We start from the raw sequence: 14,960 nt of genomic DNA, 5'->3' as shown, positions 1-14,960 counted from the left end.
ATAGCGCCGTGGAACCACCTGATCCCATGCCGAACTCAGAAGTGAAACGCGGTAGCGCCGATGGTAGTGTGGCATTCGCCATGCGAGAGTAGGACACTGCCAGGCACCCAATACAAGAAACCCCGCTCAATGAGCGGGGTTTTTTATTGCCTGCAATTCAGCACGTCACCGGATTATTAGACTTTCCCCTTCTTGTCATTCATTGATTACCCTTCTAAAGCCCCAAAAAGACCTCTTTTTCTGTTCGATATTTGCTTACTGGTTCAATGGGTTGGATCGCCGAAATTGGCAACGTGATCGAGAGCCATCTCACCGAGATAGGCATGCTCAAGGCGCCGGGGTTGGACGAGTATCAGCAGGCATTTCTGGCCGAGAAGCAGGCCGAGTTGAAAGCCGCTCAGGAGGCTGAAGAGCAGCAGGCGAGCAATGGTTTTCCGGCCAATGCCGCGCTCTGCTACAAGTGCCATACCAAGGCGCTGGTGCTGAAGGATGGCTGCATGACCTGCCTCAACTGTGGCGACTCCAAGTGCGGCTGACAGACATGCCCAAGTAGTTGAACGATAGAAAAAAGACTGGCCACAGTGCCTAATGCAAGTCAGTTAAGAGAATTTGAGTCCCAACCCGCGTGGTATAGAGTGAGGGAGGCATGATGCCTCCCTCTTTTTATTGCATGCCTGTCAGGGCAAGGGTTGGAGCCAAATTGACTCTTTAATCATGGAGCTACTTTTGATATTCAATATCTCGAATAATTAGTCATAAAAGTGCTTAACTGACTGGCATTAGGCCACAGTGCCGGTCTTTTTATTGCTGTTTTTATGCGCAATCAAATCAGGCGGCCCAGTGATTTGTTGCGCGATAGTAAAATCGGGCGTAGCGTTGAGGGTAATAAAACTGTCACGGCCGTGTGGTTTCAATGACATCTGAGATTCACACACGTGGCCCTTCAGTGCCAAGGAGGATGCTTATGGACAATACGGACCGAAAGCTGTTTATCCTGGATACCAACGTTCTGCTTCACGAACCCCTCGCTATCTACTCCTTCAAAGAGCACGACGTGCTCATCCCCATGACGGTGCTGGAAGAGCTCGATAACATCAAGGATCGCAACAAGGATGTCAGCCGCGACGCGCGGGTGGCCATTCGTGCGCTGGAAGATGTGTTCCGCGATGCAACCCCGGATCAGATCACCCAGGGCGTGCCGCTGGCTGGCGAAGCGAGCGGCAATATCTGCATCTTCAGCGATCACCATCTGCCACAGGATGCCGAGGTCTTTACCGACAAGGAGGCCGACAACCGTATCATCAACGCGGCCCTCTATCTGCAAAAGCATGAGTTGAAGCGCCAGGTGGTGCTGGTCACCAAAGACATCAACATGCGCCTCAAGGCCAAGGGAGCCGGGCTTGCTCACGTTGAAGATTACCGTAGTGACCAGCTGATCGATGATATCCGCCTGCTGGCTAAAGGCTTTCAGGTGGTGCCCGGCAGCTTTTGGGAGCGGGTTGGCGAGTGCGAGAGCGAGACCCATGGCCGCGACACCATCCATGTGATCGATGCCAATCTGCTGGAAGGGGTTCACGTAAACCAGTATCTGGTGGATGAGGAGAATTTCTTCGCAGCCCGGGTGCTCAGCCACGATGGCAACAAGATCCGCATCAAGGATCTGGGCCGCGAGCGGCTGATGTCCCGCAAGGCGTGGGGTGTCCATCCCAAGAACGTCTATCAGGGAATGGCTTTGGATGCACTGCTCGATCCGCACATCGATCTGGTTATCCTGACCGGCCCGGCGGGTTGCGGCAAGACCTTGCTGGCCATGGCTGCTGCGCTGGAGTTGGTGATTGAGAAGGGCATTTACGAGAAGGTGATCGTCACCCGGAATACCCCGGAAATTGCCGAAAGCATCGGCTTCCTGCCCGGCACCGAAGAGGAAAAGATGATGCCCTGGCTGGCGGCGGTGACCGACACCCTGGAGGTGCTGCACAAGCAGGACGAGAACATGAGCGGCTCGCTCAGCTACATCATGGAGAAGGCCAACATCCAGTTCAAATCGGTCAACTTCATGCGCGGGCGCAGCATCCAGAACACCTTCGTGCTGCTGGATGAGTGCCAGAACCTGACCGCGTCCCAGATCAAGACCATCATCACCCGCTGCGGCGAGGGTACCAAGATCGTCTGCTCCGGTAACCTGGCCCAGATCGACTCCAACTATCTGAGCCCTGTGACCTCGGGTCTCACCTACATCGTCGAGCGTTTCAAGGATTTTGACGGCAGTGCCAACATTTTCCTCAATGGCGTGGTGCGCAGCCGACTGGCTTCGTTCGCCGAGGAAAACCTCTGATTTAAATGAATATTTCCAGATACAAAGGGAGGCCAATCGGCCTCCTTTTTTGATCATGGCGCAGTCTTTACTCCCAAGGGCTATTGGCCAAGGTAGCGCAGCAGCCCCGGGTGGTCGCTATTTTGCAGAATATCCGGCTTGCCTTGCAGGGCGATGCGCCCTTCGTCGACAAACAGCACCTGATCGGCGATAAGCTGGGCATCCTCCGGATTGTGGGAAACCATCAGCACGGTAATGCCCTGTTCGCAGGCTAGCCTCGCCACTTCCGCCAGCATCTCCCGACGCAGGGCGGGATCGAGGGCGGAGAAGGGCTCATCCAGCAGCAGCAGCGGTTTGCCGCGCACCAGCGCGCGAGCCAGCCCGACTCGCTGCTGCTGGCCGCCGGAGAGCTGTTCAGGCTGGCGGTTTAACATCTCGCCAAGACCAACCCGTGCGGCTGCATCGATAACCTGTGCCCGTTGGGTTGCACTTAGACGTAGGCCCGGGTGCAGACCGATGGCGATATTATCGAATACCGACAGATGGAGAAACAGGTTGTGATCCTGAAACAGGGTGGTGACCGGGCGCTCGGCGGGGCCCAGCGGCAGCAAATCTTCGCCATCGAAGCTGAGGCGGCCCGACTCCACCGGCACGAATCCGGCGATCATCCCGAGCAGGGTCGACTTGCCCGCGCCGCTTGGGCCAATCAGCGCGGTGATCTCTCCCTTGGGCAGGGTCGCGCTGAAGCTGACGCGCCAGTCGGGGTAGCTGGTCACCAGCGTATCAATGTTCAGCATATTTTCCTCCAAGACCCCGCTCCACCAGCCAGAACAGGGAGAAACAGAGTGTCAGCAGCAGCAGAGCGGTGGCGGCCGCCTCGGTCAATCGGTAGCTGCCGAGCTGTTGGTAGAGCAGCCAGGGCAGAGTGGTGAGCTCCTGACTGCCAAACATGGCGATGGCGCCGAGATCCCCCAGCGAGAGGATCATCGACAATGCCATCGCCAGTGCCAGCGGGCGGCGCAACAGTGGCCACTCCACCAGTCGCAGGCGATGTAGGCCACGTACCCCCAGACTGTCCGCCAGCCGGTCATACTGGCGCACCACCAGCTGCATGGGGGCGGAGAGAGTGCGCAGCACATAGGGTAGCGCCATCAGGGCGTTGACCAGCACCACCAGCCAGGGGCCGAGTGCGAATACATCGGAGAACGGCATAAACAGGATGAAGAGACCGGTGGAGAGCACCACTGCCGGGATCATCAGGATCACCGAGCCGCTGGCCTCCCACAGGGCCGCAGCGCGCCGCTGGCGGGTGCGCACCTTGAGGTGACGGCTGGTGAGCAACAGGCCGCTGCCGAGCAGGGTTGCAAGGGTGCCCGCAGCCAGCGCAATCAGCAGTGACTGGCCGCTCGCCTGCCACAGCTTGCTGGACGTGAGCGCCATCAGCAGGCCGGGGTGAAGGCCTGCCACCACGATGGCAAGCAACGGTGGCAGAAAGATGGCGAGCCCGATGCCGAGCGAGAGCAGATCCACCACCGCCGTGCCCGGCTGATGACGGTCCGGCCGCAGGCAGGGGCGACGGGGGGCCACCCTGCTGGCCGGGGTGCTCTGCAGCTTTTGCTGCAGAGCGAGCAGAGCGGCGGTCAGGATGAGCTGCACCAGCGCCAGCCCGCCCGCGGTGGCGAGATCGAAGTCAAAGCGCAGCGCCTGATAGACAGCCACCTCCAGGGTGGTGGATTTGGGGCCGCCGCCCAGCGCCAGTACGGTAGTGAAGCTGGTGAAGCAGAGCATAAAGATGAGGCTGGCCAGCCCCGGCAATATGCCGCGAATAAGCGGCCACTCCAGCAGCCGGAAGATGTGGGATGAGCGCATGCCGAGCTGGCTGGCAAGGCGCCAGCTCGATTCGGGGATGCTCTCTATGCTCTGCAGCATCAGGCGTGCCGCCAGCGGCATATTGAAGAAGACGTGGGCCAGCAGGATACCGAACAGGCCGTAGAGATAATTGCCGGGATCCAGCCCCAAGGTGCGCAGCAGCTGCGGCAGCCACCCCTGCTTACCGTGTACCGCTACTATGCCGAAGATGGCGATGATGACCGGCAGCACCAGCGAGAGACCAAACAACTTGATCAGCAGGGTTCGGCCAATGAAGCGCCGCCGCGCCAGTGCGCGGGCCACCGGAATGGCCAGCCCGAGACTGAGCAGGGTGGAGAGCAGTGCCTGCCCCAGACTGAAGCCCAGCACATGGCGCAGATAGGGGTCTGCCAGCAAAGTGCGCGGGGCCAGCGAACCGGCCTGCCACAACAGGGCCGCGAGCGGCCCGAGGGATAACAGCAGGATCAACAGGGTGGCTGCACTGCCCGGCAACCACCAGAGGGGACGAGCCTGTGGTTTCAGATAACGGCTCACTGGGTGACGGCTTGCAGCCACTCGCGGATCCACCCTTTGCGATTGGCGGCCACCTCATCGCTGCTGAAGGCGAGCGGCTTGGCTACGGTGATCATCTGCTCGAAGCCCTTGGGCAGCGGTGTGTCGATAACGGGATACATCCAGTTGCCGGTCGGGATCTCGTTCTGGAAGGCGGGGCTCACCATAAATTGCAGGAACTGGTCAGCCAGCTTCTCCTGCTTGGCGCTCTTCAGCTTGGCTGCCACTTCTACCTGACGGTAGTGACCCTCTTCGAAGGCGGCAGCCTGATACTGGGGCTTGCTCTCGGCAATCAGGTGATAGGCCGGAGAGGTGGTGTAGGAGAGCACCATGTCCGCTTCACCATCGAGGAACATGCCATAGGCCTCTGACCACCCCTTGGTGACGGTGACCGTCTTTTTGGCAAGCTCGGCCCAGGCGGCAGGCGCCTTGTCGCCGTAGACAGACTTCATCCACAGCATCAGCCCCTGCCCCGGGGTCGAGGTGCGGGGATCCTGATAGATCACTTTGAGGTCGGGACGCTCCACCAGCTCTTTCAGGCTCTTGGGCGGCTGCTTGAGTTTGTCCTTGTCATAGACGAAGGCAAAGTAGCCGTAGTCGTAGGGTACGAAGGTGTCATCCTGCCAGCCACCCGGCACCTTGATGCTGTCGAGCTTGGCGGGATGGGGGGCGAACAGACCGCTCTGCTTGGCTTCACTGATGAGTGCATCATCCAGCCCCAGCACCAGATCGGCCTTGCTGTGGTTGCCCTCCAGCCGCAGCCGGTTGAGGATGGCGACCCCATCTTCGAGGGGAACCAGATTGAGGGTGCAGTCGCACGCTTTCTCGAAGGCCTGTTTGATCTTGGGCCCCGGACCCCATTCTGCAGTGAAGGAGCTGTAGGTGTAGACGGTGAGGGTGTCGGCGGCGAACACATTGGCCGACAGCAGGCCGGTGGTGATCAGCAGCAGGGTCTTCATGGGTGGCACTCCCTATTACTTGTTAATAACGAGGTGCCAGCGGGTGAGGGCGCAAAAAATGAGCGCCATGCCTCAAATTCCTCCGCCAGCATTATCTGGATCAGGTACACGGGTATAATCTCAGCGGTAAACCGCACCCCGTTTGAGAAACGAACCGCATTGTATTAACGTTCTTTTGGGTAGACCAGCACAATTGTGCAATGCCCATGAGATGACGCCCACCCAACAGAGGATGTTCGCGTGCTTACCAATACCAAGGAAAGGCGTGCCTTTGCGCGCATGGTCATCAATGCTCCGGTCACCGTCTATCAGCAGCAGCTGGTGCTGGAGGGGATCTGCCGGGATCTCAGTGCCAACGGCATGGGGATTGCGGTCTCTGAACACCAGCTCGACATCAATCAGCCCATCCGGATCAGTCTTGCCACCAACAACAACCTGTTGCCTCCCTTTGAAGCCCATGCCCGTATTATCCGGGTGCTGGAGGAGGAGAGCGGGTTGCTGCTGGCGGTAGAGTTTCTACCTCAGGGTTAATCCTCTCTCCCCATCGGCAGAGGGAGGGGATTAGCCTTTTTCCTGAACCGGCTGCACACTCAACTGTTTGCTATCGACCAGCGTTTTGCTGGTCGATGCTATTTGGCCCGCAGGCAAGGTGGCGGGACCGGTAGGTTCGAGCAGCAGGTAGTTCTGCCCCTGCCAGTTGAGGGTCACATCCCCCGGCTTGGCGGGCAGGTCAACGGCCAGCAGGGCATGGCCGGGGACGAACACCATGGCCTGTTTCAGCTCCGGAAAGAGCTGGGCCAGCATGGCGGCCATCAGGGTTACCTTGCTGTCGCAATCACCCCGGTTCTGCTCCAGCACCTGACGGGGAGATAGAAATCCCTTGCCCTGCCTGCCGTTCAGGCTGTCGAGCTGCTGATAGGGGATGCTCTGGATAAAGGTGAGCATATGGGCCACGGTTTTCTGGCGCGCTTCCGTTTCGGTGCTGCCCTGCTGCTTTAGTTGATCCGCCAGCGGAGCCAGCCCGCTGCGACTCTCCAGCGCGATGCGCACATGATCCTGCTTCACCGCCAGCTGCCCGTCGGGGGTGTTGAAGTACTGGAAGTAGTGTTTGGTCAGCCACGCCTGCTCCTCTTTGCTCCGCTTGGACTGCAGAAAGGCCATCGCCTCGCGCGCCTTGTCCTGATTGCGGCTTTTCAGATGCAGCTCCAGCGAGGGACGGGCGAGGGTGAACTGCACCTCGGGGTAGTTCTGGCGCACCTCCCGCAGCAACACCTGCAACACCTCCTCCTGCATTCTCGCCGGACGATAGGCGATAAGGGGCGGCAACTTGCCCTGTTCGAGCCGGTAGGTGAGCTGTTGGGGTTTGCCTTCGCTATCCTGCCAGCCGACGCTGATCTGGCCGAGGCTGTTGTTGAAGCTGGTTTGGCTGGCCACCGCAGGTAGGGCAAGCAGCAGGGCACAGAGCAGAGGAATTGCCGTCGGTCTCTTCATCATCCTTTCCTGTGGCACGGGCCAGTTCCGGTGGCCCAAAGTGGGAAGCGTCGCGGATAGTAAAACAGGGAGCCGAAGCTCCCTGTTGATTCTACTCGTTTTTTTGCAACTGGCGCGTTAAATCCAGCTCGGCTGCTTCGCCTCAAAGGCGCTGATGGCGGCCTCGTGCTGCAGGGTCAGACCGATGGCATCCAAGCCGTTGAGCAGGCAGTAACGGCGGAACTCATCTATCTCGAAACCGAAGCTGAGCTCACCTGCGCGCACCTGATTGGCCTCCAGATCCACCTCGATCTCGATGCCCGGTTTGGCGGCCACCAGCTGGAACAGGGCATCGACCTCCTCCTCCTTCAGGCGCACCGGCAACATGCCGTTGTTGATGGCGTTGCCGTAGAAAATGTCGGCAAAGCTCGGGGCTATGATGGTCTTGAAGCCGTAGTCGGCCAGCGCCCAGGGGGCGTGCTCACGACTCGAGCCGCAGCCGAAGTTCTCGCGGGCCAGCAGAATGCTGGCACCGGCGAATTGCGGCTGGTTGAGCACAAACTCGGGGTTGGGCTGCTGGCCGGCATCGTCGAGGAAGCGCCAGTCGTGGAACAGGTGCTTGCCAAAACCGATGCGGTTTACCTTCTGCAAAAACTGCTTCGGAATAATGGCGTCGGTGTCGACGTTGGCGCTGTCGAGGGGGACGACGATCCCTTTATGCTGTTTGAATCCTGTCATCGAAATGTCCTCTTACAGTGCGCGAATGTCGGCGAAGCGGCCGGTGACGGCGGCGGCGGCGGCCATGGCCGGGCTCACCAGATGGGTGCGGCCGGCGCGGCCCTGACGCCCTTCGAAGTTGCGGTTGCTGGTGGAGGCGCAGCGCTCTCCCGGTTGCAGCCGGTCGTTGTTCATGGCCAGACACATGGAGCAGCCGGGCAGGCGCCACTCAAAACCGGCCTCGATGAAGATCTTGTCCAGCCCCTCGGCTTCGGCCTGCGCCTTCACCTGCTCGGAGCCCGGCACCACCAGCGCCTGCACGCCAGCGGCCACCTTGCGACCGCGGGCGATGGCGGCGGCAGCACGCAGATCCTCAATGCGGCTGTTAGTGCACGATCCGATAAACACCTTGTCGATGGCAACGTCGGAGAGCTTCTGGCCCGGTTGCAAATCCATGTAGGCGAGCGCCTTGCGGGCGGACTGTTGTTCCATCAGGTCGTTGAAGGATTCCGGTGCCGGAATCGGTTCATTGACGGCGATCACCTGGCCCGGGTTGGTCCCCCAGGTGACCTGGGGAGCGATATCAGCGGCGTCCAGCACCACTTCAGCATCAAACTTGGCATCGGCATCGCTCTTGAGGCTCTGCCAGTAGGCGATGGCCTGCTCCAGCGCCTCGCCCTTGGGGGCAAACTCCTTGCCACGGATGTAGTCGATGGTGGTCTGGTCGGGGGCGATCATGCCGGCCTTGGCGCCCAGCTCGATGGCCATGTTGCACACCGTCATCCGCCCTTCCATGGTGAGCCCTTCGATGGCTTCGCCAGCGAACTCCACCACGTAGCCAGTACCACCGGCGTGGCCGACCTGACCGATGATGGCCAGCACCACGTCCTTGGCACTGATGCCCTCGGCCAGCTTGCCGTTGACCGAAATGCGCATGGTCCTGGCGCGCCCCTGTTTCAGGGTCTGGGTCGCCATCACATGTTCCACTTCGGAAGTACCGATGCCGAATGCCAGCGAGCCGAAGGCGCCGTGGGTGGCGGTGTGAGAGTCACCGCAGACGATGGTGGTGCCGGGCAGGGTTATGCCGAGCTCGGGGCCCATCACATGGACGATCCCCTGATATTTGTGGTTGAGATCGTAGAGGCGAACCCCGAACTCCTTGCAGTTGTCCGCCAGCGTCTCCATCTGGATGCGGGCCATCTCGCCGGAGGCGGCGATGTCCTTGGTGGTGGTGGAGACGTTGTGATCCATGGTAGCCCAGGTCAGGTCCGGGCGGCGCAGCTGGCGATTCATGGCGCGCAGGCCGTCGAATGCCTGCGGGCTGGTCACTTCATGCACCAGATGGCGATCGATGTAGATGAGGGGGGTCTCCCCTTCCACTTCCCGTACCACGTGGGCGTCGAATACTTTCTGATAGAGGGTCTTGGCCATTGCTTCTCTCTTCCTTGTTCTCTGTTATGCGGCTCAGATCCGGGCTGCGATCTGGCTACCCATCTCGGACGTGCTCTGCACCGGATGGCGGGCGCTGGCCTGATGCAGGTCGGCGGTGAAGTAACCCTCGGCCAGGGTCTGGGCCACGGCCTGCTCAATGGCCTGGGCGGCAGCCTCCTGACCCAGGCTGTAACGCAGCATCAGGGCGGCGGAGAGGATCTGGGCGATGGGGTTGGCAATCCCTTTGCCGGCGATATCCGGGGCCGAACCACCGGCCGGTTCGAACAGGCCGAAACCCGATTCGTTAAGGCTGGCTGAGGGGAGCAGGCCCATGGAACCGGTGATCATGGCGCACTCGTCGGAGAGGATGTCACCAAACAGGTTGGAGCAGAGCAGCACATCGAACTGGGACGGATCCTTGATGAGCTGCATGGTGGCGTTGTCGATATACATATGGCTCAGCGCCACATCCGGATAGGACTTGGCGACTTGCGTCACCACCTCACGCCACAGAATGGAGGAGGCGAGCACGTTGGCCTTGTCGATGGAGGTGACCTTGGACTTGCGCACGCGTGCTGACTCGAACGCTATCTTGGCGATGCGCTCAATCTCGAAGCGATGGTACACCTCGGTGTCGAACGCCTTTTCGTTCGCCCCTTCTCCCTCGCGCCCCTTGGGCTGGCCGAAATAGATGCCGCCGGTCAGCTCGCGCACGCAGGCGATGTCGAAGCCGCGATCGGAGATGTCGGCACGCAGCGGGGAGAACTGTTCCAGACCGGTGTAGATGCGGGCCGGGCGCAGGTTGCAGAACAGTTTGAAGTGGGCACGCAGGGGCAGCAGGGCGCCACGCTCAGGCTGATCGTTGGGGGGCAGATGTTCCCATTTCGGGCCGCCCACCGAGCCAAACAGCACAGCATCGGCCGCTTCACAGCCTTTGATGGTGCTTTGCGGCAGCGGGGTGCCGTGGTTGTCGATGGCGATACCGCCCACGTCATGGCGATCATACTCGAAGGCGAGGCCGAACCTGGCTTGCACCTTTTCCAGCACCTTGACGGCCTCGGCCATCACTTCCGGGCCAATGCCGTCACCCGGCAATACTGCGATCCGATAACTGCTCATACACTCTCCATCCTGATATTGTCTTTGAGATCCCTCTGTCCGGTTTCCCCGACGCTGCGCGCGGTTACCGGTTCAGACGTTCCCCGTTCTGATGTTGTCATTCCATGCCGTCTGTGTGGCTGTGAGTCCTGCTCAGACGGTTTCCGATGTGATGCTGTCATTCCATTCCGTCTGTTTGGTTCTGAGCCCTGTTCAGACGGTTTCTGATTTGATGCTGTTATTGCGTTCCATCTGCTCGGCCACCTGATCGGCGCGCCAGATGCTGTTGATCACATGGAGCAGGGCGTGGGCTGAGGATTCGATGATGTCGGTGGCCAGCCCCATGCCGTGAAATTTGCGCCCCTTGTACTCGGCGACGATATCGACCTGACCGAGGGCATCTTCCCCTTCGCCCTTGCTCTTGAGGGCATATTTGTCGATGCGGATCTCATAGCCGGTGATGCGGTTGATGCACTGGTAGACCGCATCCACCGGGCCATTGCCGGTGGCCGCTTCACAGATCAGATCCTGTCCCACCTTCAATTTGACCGAGGCGGTGGCCAGCACCGAGCTGCCGCTCTGCACCCCGAGGTACTCCAGCTTGAAGTGCTCCGGCTCTTCGTGGATCTGGCTGAAGAAGGCCAGCGCTTCGAGGTCGTAGTCGAATACCTGCCCCTTCTTGTCGGCCAGGGTCAGGAACTTGCCGTAGAGGTGGTCGAGGTCGTAGCTGCTCTCGGCATAACCCATGGACTCCATCCGGTGCTTGATGACATGGCGGCCGGAGCGGGAGGTCATGTTGAGGTTGTTCTGGGTCAGGCCGATGCTCTCGGGAGTGATGATTTCGTAGGTATTTTTCGCCTTGAGCACCCCATCCTGATGGATGCCGGAGCTGTGGGAGAAGGCGTTGGCCCCGACGATCGCCTTGTTGGGCTGCACCGGCATGTTGCACAGCTGGCTGACCAGCGTGCTGGTGCGATGAATTTCGCTGTGGCGGATATTTGTTTGTACCCCGAGCAGGTCGGCGCGGGTTTTGAGGATCATCGCCACCTCTTCCAGCGAGCAGTTGCCCGCCCGTTCGCCGATGCCGTTGATGGTACACTCGATCTGGCGGGCCCCCATCTGCACCGCGCCGATGGAGTTGGCCACCGAGAGCCCCAGATCGTCGTGGCAGTGGACCGAGATGATGGCCTTGTCGATGTTGGGTACCCGGTTGAACAGGGTGTGGATGATGCCGGAGAACTCGGTCGGCACCGTGTAGCCCACGGTGTCCGGGATATTGATGGTGCGGGCGCCCGCCTTGATAGCGGCCTCCACCATGCGGCAGAGATTATCAATCGGCGTGCGGCCTGCATCCTCGCAGGAGAACTCCACATCATCGGTGTAGCGCAGGGCGTGCTTGATGGCGCCGACCCCCATCTCCAGCACATCTTCGAAGCTCTTTTTCAGCTTGCTCTCCACATGGATGGAGGAGGTGGAGATAAAGGTGTGGATGCGAAACGCCTCGGCGACCCGCAAGGCTTCGCCGGCGGCATCGATATCCTTGGGCAGGGCGCGGGCGAGGGCGCAGACCCGGCTGTTCTTGATGTGGCGGGCGATGGTCTGCACCGATTGAAAATCGCCGGGGGAAGAGACCGGGAAGCCCACCTCCATGACGTCGACACCGAGCCGCTCCAGTGCCTGGGCGATCTGCAGCTTCTCCTTGACTGTCAAACTGGCCGCCAGGGCCTGCTCACCATCACGCAAGGTGGTGTCGAATATGATGACCCGATCTGACATGTGACTTCCCTCTTCCTAAGTTCGGTAACGTGCATCCTGCGGCGGCATAAAAAAACCCGTGCAGGGTGCACGGGTTTTTGTAAATTCCGGCTATGCCTTAGCCCGGCTACAAGGATCCCGCGCGAGTTAACGCGATTAGGGAGATTAGTAGTAGCGGGGTGGCGATACGCATGACGTTGTTATTCCTTCCAGTCGATAACGCTTTTACCAATATCGAGATTTTTATGCTGTGTCAACACGGAAGGTCAGGGGCAATCTGCTGACGTATTTAATCGGATTGTAAAGGATTGCAAATTTCCTTGTCCCATATTCGGCCCATGACCGATTATCTGGTCATTCCTGCTGTGCTCTATTCTCTGCACAACCAGATCGACTTATCAGCATTGGCTGAATTATCCGAGGTGTTAAATGGAAAAACGTAGACCTGGTCGTCCGGTCGGACGTTCTGACATTCGTGACAAGTTGCTTGCTGCCGCCCGTGAGCGTTTTCTCAATACTCCCTATAGCAAGGTAACTACACGCGAAATCGCGGAGCTTGCTGGCTCCAATCTGGCAATGATCCACTACTACTTCGGCAGTAAAGAGGGTCTTTACAAAGCGGTGCTGGGCGATGTGGCCGAGCCCCTCGACCATGCCTGGCAAGATGAACACAGCAATCACAGCCTCAACGAGCTGCTCAACACCTACTATCAGGTGATGGCGCCCAACAGCGAGCTGACCTCTGCCATCTCCAGCGCATTGTCGACCGAGAAAAGCCCGGGCCGGGATTTTGTGCTGAACCGCCTGCTGGAACGTCAGCTGCCGCAGTTCGATGCCCTGCTGGAAACCATGAAGTCCAACGGTGAGCTGGGTGACAACCTGGATCCCGACATGCTTAAGATCTCCTTCCTCAGCATGATGTGGCAGCCGTTCGTGATGAAAGATCTCTACGAGCAGGTGTTTGGTCTGAAAGTGGATGAGCACTTCATGGCCCGTCTGGCGGACCACAATTGCCGTCTGATGGAGACCGGTCTGCGCGGCAGCCACTGATTTTGCCGCAACATCGAGATTAAAAAGGGCCATTCGGCCCTTTTTTCATAAATCTGTTATCCCTTGTTCAACGTAACGTCATCCCGCTTTCTTACTCTGCAAGCAGAATTCAGGGAAGGAGGGGATATGAACAAGATCCAGCAATGGGACCTGCAGGTGTGCCGGGTCTGCCTGCTTCACGGCTACAACCGGCAGCAGGCGAGGGTGAGTCGTCTCATTTCCCGCACCGGCGATGGCCCGCTTTACGCTGTGCTGGCCGCCCTGCTCTGGTGGCAGGGGGAGGCAGAGCGGGAGATGGTGCGACTGGCGCTGTTAGCCTTCGCCATCGAACTGCCCCTCTATCTGCTGCTGAAAAACAGCCTGAAACGACAACGGCCGGTCGGCTTGCCGGTCTTTATCACTCCTTCCGATCGTTACAGTCTCCCCTCCGGCCACACCGCCGCCGCTTTTCTGATGGCCACCATACTGGCCACCGGCTTTCCGCTCTGGGCGCCCCTGCTGTTTGGCTGGGCGGCGCTGGTGGGGGCATCCCGGTTGCTGCTCGGGGTACACTACCTGAGCGATCTGGTTGCCGGTGCCCTGCTGGGTGGCGGTTGCGCCGTGCTGGCGCTCGGCTGGAGCCACTCATGAGGATACTGTTCGGGGTGCAAGGCACCGGCAACGGTCATATCAGTCGCAGTCGCACCCTGGCGCGGGCGCTGCGCACGGCAGGGGTCGAGGTGGATTATCTCTTCAGCGGCCGCCCTGCCGACCTCTACTTCGACATGGAGGAGTTCGGCGCCTACCGCGCCTTTCCCGGCCTCACTTTTGTCAGTCACGAGGGGCGAGTTTCTCCGTGGCGCACCCTGCAAGCCGCCTCGCCACTCACCTTCTGGCGGGATCTGCGGTCTCTCGATTGCAGCGAATACGATCTGGTGGTGAGCGATTTTGAGCCGCTGACCGCCCACGCTGCCCGCCGCTATGGCAAGCCGAGCCTCACCGTCAGCCATCAGGCCAGCTTCAACTGGCCCATTCCGCGTTGGGGGGAGGATGGGGTCAGCCGTCAGCTGATGCGCCACTTTGCTCCGGTGGATCAGCCGCTCGGGCTGCACTGGTTTCACTTTGGTCACCCCTTGTTGCCGCCGGTGATCGACCCCATCGCCGCTGCGCCGGATAACGGCGAGATCCTGGTCTATCTGCCATTCGAGCAGACCGAGGCGATCGCCGCCCTGTTGTCGCGCTTTGGTCAGCAGCGCTTCGTCTGCTTTCACCCCGCCATTCGCACCCCGAGCCAATGGCGCAATCTGCGCTTCGAGCCGCCGTCGCGACATGGGTTTATCGCCGTGCTGGCCGGTTGTCGCGGCGTAATCTCCAACGCAGGTTTCGAGCTGGCTTCCGAGGCGCTCACTCTCGGCAAGAAGCTGCTGGTCAAACCCCTCGGCGGCCAGTTCGAGCAGCTGACCAACGGCAAGACCCTCGAGATGATGGGACTGGCGACCCTGATGGATGTGCTCGATGCCAATCTGGTGCGCACCTGGCTCGACAGCGCCTCGCCCGGGGCGGTCTGTTACCCCGATGTAGCAGGGGAGCTGGCCCGCTGGCTGGCGGCGGGCGCTGACGAGAGCGTGGCCTCTCTGTCGCGGCGGCTCTGGGCGCGCACCCTGTTTCCGGAGGAGGTGAGTGATCGCCTGAGCGAGCTGGATGGGGGCGACTGTTTATCCAGTTGCTGGTTATCGCAAGTGAGCGTTGTTGACTAGACTGAAAGG

The 14,960-nt window shown here is 60.1% G+C and carries 13 protein-coding genes, 1 rRNA gene, 1 pseudogene and 1 riboswitch; of the genes and pseudogenes, 7 read left to right on the top strand and 8 right to left on the bottom strand.

Features of this window, described 5'->3' with window-relative positions:
- From rrf to AB5Y76_RS08865, 3 genes and pseudogenes are all read left to right on the top strand, one after another.
- A 5S ribosomal RNA gene (gene rrf / locus AB5Y76_RS08875) occupies positions 1-105 on the top strand.
- Between the two features lie 170 nt (positions 106-275).
- Positions 276-536, top strand: a pseudogene (locus AB5Y76_RS08870) (NrdJb); the annotation flags it as partial.
- 428 nt (positions 537-964) lie between these two features.
- Positions 965-2,335, top strand: a complete 1,371-nt coding sequence (locus AB5Y76_RS08865; RefSeq protein WP_005358170.1) for a PhoH family protein — start codon at positions 965-967, stop codon at positions 2,333-2,335.
- Between the two features lie 80 nt (positions 2,336-2,415).
- Here AB5Y76_RS08865 and thiQ read toward each other — a convergent pair whose 3' ends face one another.
- From thiQ to thiB, 3 genes are read right to left on the bottom strand one after another with little or no spacing between them, the layout of a single operon-like run.
- Positions 2,416-3,111: a thiamine ABC transporter ATP-binding protein gene (gene thiQ, locus AB5Y76_RS08860; protein WP_263718340.1), complete on the bottom strand. Its 696-nt coding sequence runs from the start codon at positions 3,109-3,111 to the stop codon at positions 2,416-2,418.
- Entirely contained in the window at positions 3,098-4,717 is a 1,620-nt protein-coding gene (gene thiP, locus AB5Y76_RS08855; protein WP_263718407.1) for a thiamine/thiamine pyrophosphate ABC transporter permease, read from the bottom strand. The genes thiQ and thiP overlap by 14 nt, the downstream gene beginning before the upstream one ends.
- Positions 4,714-5,694 carry a thiamine ABC transporter substrate binding subunit gene (gene thiB, locus AB5Y76_RS08850; protein ID WP_263718341.1) on the bottom strand — a complete coding sequence of 327 codons (981 nt, stop codon included), beginning with the start codon at positions 5,692-5,694 and terminating at the stop codon, positions 4,714-4,716. Before thiB ends, thiP begins: the two co-directional genes overlap by 4 nt.
- Before the next feature lie 60 nt (positions 5,695-5,754).
- Positions 5,755-5,845, bottom strand: a riboswitch (TPP riboswitch).
- Between the two features lie 89 nt (positions 5,846-5,934).
- Between thiB and AB5Y76_RS08845 the strand changes: the two genes are divergently transcribed.
- Positions 5,935-6,225, top strand: a complete 291-nt coding sequence (locus AB5Y76_RS08845; RefSeq protein WP_005339160.1) for a PilZ domain-containing protein — start codon at positions 5,935-5,937, stop codon at positions 6,223-6,225.
- Between the two features lie 30 nt (positions 6,226-6,255).
- Here AB5Y76_RS08845 and AB5Y76_RS08840 read toward each other — a convergent pair whose 3' ends face one another.
- The 5 genes from AB5Y76_RS08840 to leuA form a co-directional block, all read right to left on the bottom strand.
- Positions 6,256-7,185, bottom strand: a complete 930-nt coding sequence (locus AB5Y76_RS08840; RefSeq protein ID WP_129504711.1) for a transglutaminase domain-containing protein — start codon at positions 7,183-7,185, stop codon at positions 6,256-6,258.
- Between the two features lie 117 nt (positions 7,186-7,302).
- Positions 7,303-7,902 carry a 3-isopropylmalate dehydratase small subunit gene (gene leuD / locus AB5Y76_RS08835; RefSeq protein ID WP_139493761.1) on the bottom strand — a complete coding sequence of 200 codons (600 nt, stop codon included), beginning with the start codon at positions 7,900-7,902 and terminating at the stop codon, positions 7,303-7,305.
- Between the two features lie 12 nt (positions 7,903-7,914).
- Entirely contained in the window at positions 7,915-9,312 is a 1,398-nt protein-coding gene (leuC, locus tag AB5Y76_RS08830) for a 3-isopropylmalate dehydratase large subunit (RefSeq protein WP_263718342.1), read from the bottom strand.
- 33 nt (positions 9,313-9,345) lie between these two features.
- A complete protein-coding gene (gene leuB / locus AB5Y76_RS08825) occupies positions 9,346-10,431 on the bottom strand; it encodes a 3-isopropylmalate dehydrogenase (protein WP_263718343.1) in 1,086 nt (361 codons plus the stop codon).
- Positions 10,432-10,623: 192 nt separating this feature from the next.
- Entirely contained in the window at positions 10,624-12,186 is a 1,563-nt protein-coding gene (gene leuA, locus AB5Y76_RS08820; RefSeq protein WP_058057212.1) for a 2-isopropylmalate synthase, read from the bottom strand.
- Between the two features lie 408 nt (positions 12,187-12,594).
- On the opposite strand from leuA, the gene AB5Y76_RS08815 reads away from it, so the two are divergent.
- The 3 genes from AB5Y76_RS08815 to AB5Y76_RS08805 all read left to right on the top strand — a co-directional run bounded on the left by AB5Y76_RS08815 (position 12,595) and on the right by AB5Y76_RS08805 (position 14,951).
- A complete protein-coding gene (locus AB5Y76_RS08815) occupies positions 12,595-13,215 on the top strand; it encodes a TetR/AcrR family transcriptional regulator (protein ID WP_005349170.1) in 621 nt (206 codons plus the stop codon).
- 126 nt (positions 13,216-13,341) lie between these two features.
- On the top strand, positions 13,342-13,845 hold the full coding sequence (locus tag AB5Y76_RS08810; RefSeq protein ID WP_263718344.1) for a phosphatase PAP2 family protein: 504 nt from the start codon (positions 13,342-13,344) through the stop codon (positions 13,843-13,845).
- Positions 13,842-14,951 carry an MJ1255/VC2487 family glycosyltransferase gene (locus AB5Y76_RS08805; protein WP_263718345.1) on the top strand — a complete coding sequence of 370 codons (1,110 nt, stop codon included), beginning with the start codon at positions 13,842-13,844 and terminating at the stop codon, positions 14,949-14,951. Before AB5Y76_RS08810 ends, AB5Y76_RS08805 begins: the two co-directional genes overlap by 4 nt.
- Positions 14,952-14,960: the final 9 nt, after the last annotated feature.

The sequence above is a fragment of the Aeromonas sp. R1-2 genome (assembly GCF_040908505.1).
Classification (GTDB): domain Bacteria; phylum Pseudomonadota; class Gammaproteobacteria; order Enterobacterales; family Aeromonadaceae; genus Aeromonas; species Aeromonas veronii.
Note: the sequence above shows the minus strand (reverse complement) of the source record. Positions and strands in the feature narration are given on the sequence as shown.

What these genes read in the sequence shown, in the direction of transcription:
- AB5Y76_RS08865 (WP_005358170.1), top strand. Translation starts at nt 965, where the DNA reads ATGGACAATACGGACCGAAAGCTGTTTATCCTGGATACCAACGTTCTG.
- thiQ (WP_263718340.1), bottom strand. Translation starts at nt 3,111, where the DNA reads ATGCTGAACATTGATACGCTGGTGACCAGCTACCCCGACTGGCGCGTC.
- thiB (WP_263718341.1), bottom strand. Translation starts at nt 5,694, where the DNA reads ATGAAGACCCTGCTGCTGATCACCACCGGCCTGCTGTCGGCCAATGTG.
- AB5Y76_RS08840 (WP_129504711.1), bottom strand. Translation starts at nt 7,185, where the DNA reads ATGAAGAGACCGACGGCAATTCCTCTGCTCTGTGCCCTGCTGCTTGCC.
- leuD (WP_139493761.1), bottom strand. Translation starts at nt 7,902, where the DNA reads ATGACAGGATTCAAACAGCATAAAGGGATCGTCGTCCCCCTCGACAGC.
- leuC (WP_263718342.1), bottom strand. Translation starts at nt 9,312, where the DNA reads ATGGCCAAGACCCTCTATCAGAAAGTATTCGACGCCCACGTGGTACGG.
- leuB (WP_263718343.1), bottom strand. Translation starts at nt 10,431, where the DNA reads ATGAGCAGTTATCGGATCGCAGTATTGCCGGGTGACGGCATTGGCCCG.
- leuA (WP_058057212.1), bottom strand. Translation starts at nt 12,186, where the DNA reads ATGTCAGATCGGGTCATCATATTCGACACCACCTTGCGTGATGGTGAG.
- AB5Y76_RS08815 (WP_005349170.1), top strand. Translation starts at nt 12,595, where the DNA reads ATGGAAAAACGTAGACCTGGTCGTCCGGTCGGACGTTCTGACATTCGT.
- AB5Y76_RS08810 (WP_263718344.1), top strand. Translation starts at nt 13,342, where the DNA reads ATGAACAAGATCCAGCAATGGGACCTGCAGGTGTGCCGGGTCTGCCTG.
- AB5Y76_RS08805 (WP_263718345.1), top strand. Translation starts at nt 13,842, where the DNA reads ATGAGGATACTGTTCGGGGTGCAAGGCACCGGCAACGGTCATATCAGT.